Genomic DNA, 3582 nt, shown 5'->3' with positions numbered 1-3582 from the left:
AATAATTTGCACTTTAATTTCTATTTTATACACTATTTGTATAAATCTTAAATTCACATAAAAAAACTAGTCATATGACTAGTTTTTTATAAATTATAATATCACAGCTCCTATTAATCCAAATATAAAAAGCGGTATATTGTAATGTAAAAATGTAGGAACGCAAGTATCCCAGATATGATCATGTTGTTTGTCTACATTAAGCCCAGCTGTAGGCCCCAATGTACTATCTGATGCTGGAGATCCTGCATCTCCTAAAGCTCCAGCTACTCCTATTAATAAAATTATAGCTTGAATACTAAATCCTAGGCTAAGACCTAACGGACAATAAATAGCGGCTATTATCGGCAAAGTTCCAAATGAACTTCCTATTCCCATAGTCACTAGTAGTCCTACTAAAAGCATAATTAAAGCACCTATGAATTTGCTATTTCCAACTATTCCAGATACAGATGCTACCAATGTCTCCACTTCACCTGTTTCTCTAAGAACACTTGCGTATCCTGCCGCTACAAGCATTATAAATGCTATAAGACCCATCATTTTTATTCCACCGTCTACCAACTCATCTATCTCGCTAAATTTAATAGCTTTAGTAACAAATAGCACTATTATAGCACATAAACCTCCCAGTGGTAGTGACCCAGTTAAAATTTGAACTACAAATGCAGTTATAGCTCCTAAAAGTGCACACCAATGTTTAGTTGTCATTTTTTCATCAATTTGATTTTCTTCTAAACCTTCGATTTTCATATCTTTATAATCTCTAGGTTTTCTATATGTTATAAATACAGCTACTAACAGACCTAAAATCATCCCAATTGCAGGTATCCACATTACTCCCGTAACCATATTAGTAGTTGCATCTATTCCATTAGCTATCATTTGGTCTCTTATAATGTTTTGGAAAATCAACCCAAACCCAACTGGAATTGCAATATATGGCGTTTTAAGGCCAAATGTTAATGCACATGCAACTGCTCTTCTATCGATTTTTAATTTATTCATAAGTGATAATAATGATGGTATTAATATTGGTATAAATGCTATATGAACTGGAATAAGATTTTGAGAAAAACATGATATGAACGCTATTAATAAGATTAGTGTAATTTTTTTGTTCTTAACTACTTGAGATATTTTTTTTGCTAGAATTGATGCTAATCCTGTTTTACTTACAGCTACAGCCAAAGCTCCTAACAATATGTAACTTAGGGCAGTCTCAGCATTCCCCCCCATGCCTCCTACTAAAGTAGTCATAGTATCGCTTAAAGACATCCCAGAAAAAATCCCAGCAACTATAGCTGCTACAATAATTGATAAAAATACATTAAACTTAAGCAAACAAAGTACAATCATCACAGCAATAGAAATTACGACTGGATTAAAAAACTCCATATAAAATCCCCCTTTATTAAGTTAAAATCTTTTATATATTAAAATTTTTCAGAATTTAACCTTTGAGATAATTATATGCTAATTTGTCATATATTTGTTAAGTTTTTGTACACAAAAAAATTTCTTAAGATTACATATAATTTTAAATTTTTTTAATTATTGACATAAAAAAAGACTCTCTCGCATGAGAGAATCTTACTTTAGACAATCTATAATTATAATATAGTTATGTTTTCTGCTTGAGGACCTCTAGCACCTTCAACTATATTAAAGCTTACTTTTTGACCTTCTTCTAAAGTTTTGAATCCGTCTTTTTGTATAGCTGAGAAATGAGCGAATACATCATCTCCACCTTCTACAGATATGAATCCAAATCCTTTTTCACTATTAAACCATTTTACTATTCCATTAGTCATTGAAATGTTCTCCTAAATACCTACATGAAGTTCTCACTTCATTTATTTAAATCAGTAATTCGTTAATCACTGTAATACTTATTATACCACTTATTTTGAAAATGTATACACTTTTTTCAAATTTATTTTAATTTCTGTAATTTAAAACTTTTATATTTATACTATCTGATATGCATTGATCTTCGCCTATATTATCAAAAAATTCTTGTATATCCTCATATTCTGTATCTTCATTAATAACTAATTTATACTCACTATCATCTTCAAATCCAAAAACTATAGTATTACTTTCTTCACAAAACCATAAAAGATCTTCCGTTATATGGCAAAGACCTACAAAGTCAACTTTGTGAGATTCTCCTTGTTGCATAAATTCAAATTTCAATTCTGTTATATCAATCATAATTCCTCCTGATGCCAGCCCTAGCGTCTAAATATATATTTAATTTTTTCTTAATATAATATATCAATAATAACTAAATACTTCAATTATTATTTAATATTAATTAGTGACAAGCGTCACATGAATCCAGTTTTCCTGACTCTTTTATAGTTCCTGAAAGTATAGTTTTGCTCCTACTCAATGTTTTGCACTTACTAGTTGTGTGATATGACTTACCATTTGATGTCCAATATACTTTTTCTTCTTTTAAACTATTATTATTTATATTTCCTTGGTTATTATTTGAGTATCCCTTATCGCTTCCACTTTTATAGCTACCTTTTTTACAGTCAATTTTTAATCCGTCCCCGGTAGATACAACAACTATATTTCCACATTCATCACTTCTATGTACTTCAATATTTTCTTGTTTCAACTTCTCCATAGTTTCTTTATGTGGATGTCCATATTTATTATCCTTACCTACCATTATAACTGCATACTCTGGGGATATATTATCTAAAAAAGATTTAGTTGTGCTGCTATGAGAACCGTGATGTCCCACTTTTAATAAATCCACATCTTCAGTTCTTATTTTTGACTCTATTTCAGATTCTGCATCTCCCATTAATAATATTTTATCGTTTCCATTTATATATTCAAGAACTATAGAATTGTTATTTGGGTCATCTGTGTTTGCAACTGATAAAACTTTAAACTTTGACGTTCCTAAATCAAACTCACTATTTAATAAAGGCACACTAGGGTATAGACCTTTGTTTGCAATAGATTCTATAAAATCTCTATATGTTTTTGTGTTTGCATCTCCATTACTTACATATACATTCTTTACTGGTATTGAGTTTATAACTGCATCAAGCCCCCCTATATGGTCTGCATGAGGATGTGTAGCAAACACATATTCAAGTTCTTTTATTCCTGATTTTTTCAAATATTCTACAATTTTTCCTTCATCATCATTATCTCCACCATCTATAAGTGCTGCTTTATTTCCTTGTTTTATAAGTATAGCATCACTATTTCCAGTATCTATAAAATGTATTTCCGATTGTGATTTATTGCCTGATTCATAAGACTTTACCTGCGTTTCATTTTTAACTTCATTTAAATTCTTACTTTGACACCCTGATGTAAATATAATTGCAATAAATAAAATAATAAATATTGTTATTTTTTGTATTTTTTTATATCTTTTCATACATTCTCCTTTTTTATAAATTTCACTGTACAATATTTTAACATATAAGCTGAATTTAACAATACAAATTCAATTCACCTCAATAAGTATATCTTTTAATAAATAACCTAAAAAAAGCATGTAGTTATTAACTACATGCTTTTTTTCTAATTAAATTTTTATATTCA

The 3582-nt window shown here is 29.3% G+C and carries 4 protein-coding genes; all 4 read right to left on the bottom strand.

All coding sequences use genetic code 11. The annotated features are described in order from the left end of the window. Positions 1-93: 93 nt before the first annotated feature. Positions 94-1398 carry a Na+/H+ antiporter family protein gene (locus VN21_RS09865; protein ID WP_046823114.1) on the bottom strand — a complete coding sequence of 435 codons (1305 nt, stop codon included), beginning with the start codon at positions 1396-1398 and terminating at the stop codon, positions 94-96. Between the two features lie 215 nt (positions 1399-1613). After that, complete coding sequence (locus VN21_RS09860) at positions 1614-1814, bottom strand: cold-shock protein (RefSeq protein ID WP_021125716.1); 201 nt, start codon at positions 1812-1814, stop codon at positions 1614-1616. 127 nt (positions 1815-1941) lie between these two features. Beyond that, positions 1942-2217: a hypothetical protein gene (locus VN21_RS09855; protein ID WP_046823113.1), complete on the bottom strand. Its 276-nt coding sequence runs from the start codon at positions 2215-2217 to the stop codon at positions 1942-1944. 103 nt (positions 2218-2320) lie between these two features. Continuing rightward, positions 2321-3415 carry a ComEC/Rec2 family competence protein gene (locus VN21_RS09850; protein ID WP_046823112.1) on the bottom strand — a complete coding sequence of 365 codons (1095 nt, stop codon included), beginning with the start codon at positions 3413-3415 and terminating at the stop codon, positions 2321-2323. Between the last annotated feature and the right edge of the window lie 167 nt (positions 3416-3582).

The organism is Paraclostridium benzoelyticum, from assembly GCF_001006285.1.
Taxonomy (GTDB): Bacteria; Bacillota; Clostridia; order Peptostreptococcales; family Peptostreptococcaceae; genus Paraclostridium; species Paraclostridium benzoelyticum.
This window is presented reverse-complemented; position numbering and strand designations above follow the sequence as displayed.

What these genes read in the sequence shown, in the direction of transcription:
- VN21_RS09850 (WP_046823112.1), bottom strand. Translation starts at nt 3,415, where the DNA reads ATGAAAAGATATAAAAAAATACAAAAAATAACAATATTTATTATTTTA.
- VN21_RS09865 (WP_046823114.1), bottom strand. Translation starts at nt 1,398, where the DNA reads ATGGAGTTTTTTAATCCAGTCGTAATTTCTATTGCTGTGATGATTGTA.
- VN21_RS09855 (WP_046823113.1), bottom strand. Translation starts at nt 2,217, where the DNA reads ATGATTGATATAACAGAATTGAAATTTGAATTTATGCAACAAGGAGAA.
- VN21_RS09860 (WP_021125716.1), bottom strand. Translation starts at nt 1,814, where the DNA reads ATGACTAATGGAATAGTAAAATGGTTTAATAGTGAAAAAGGATTTGGA.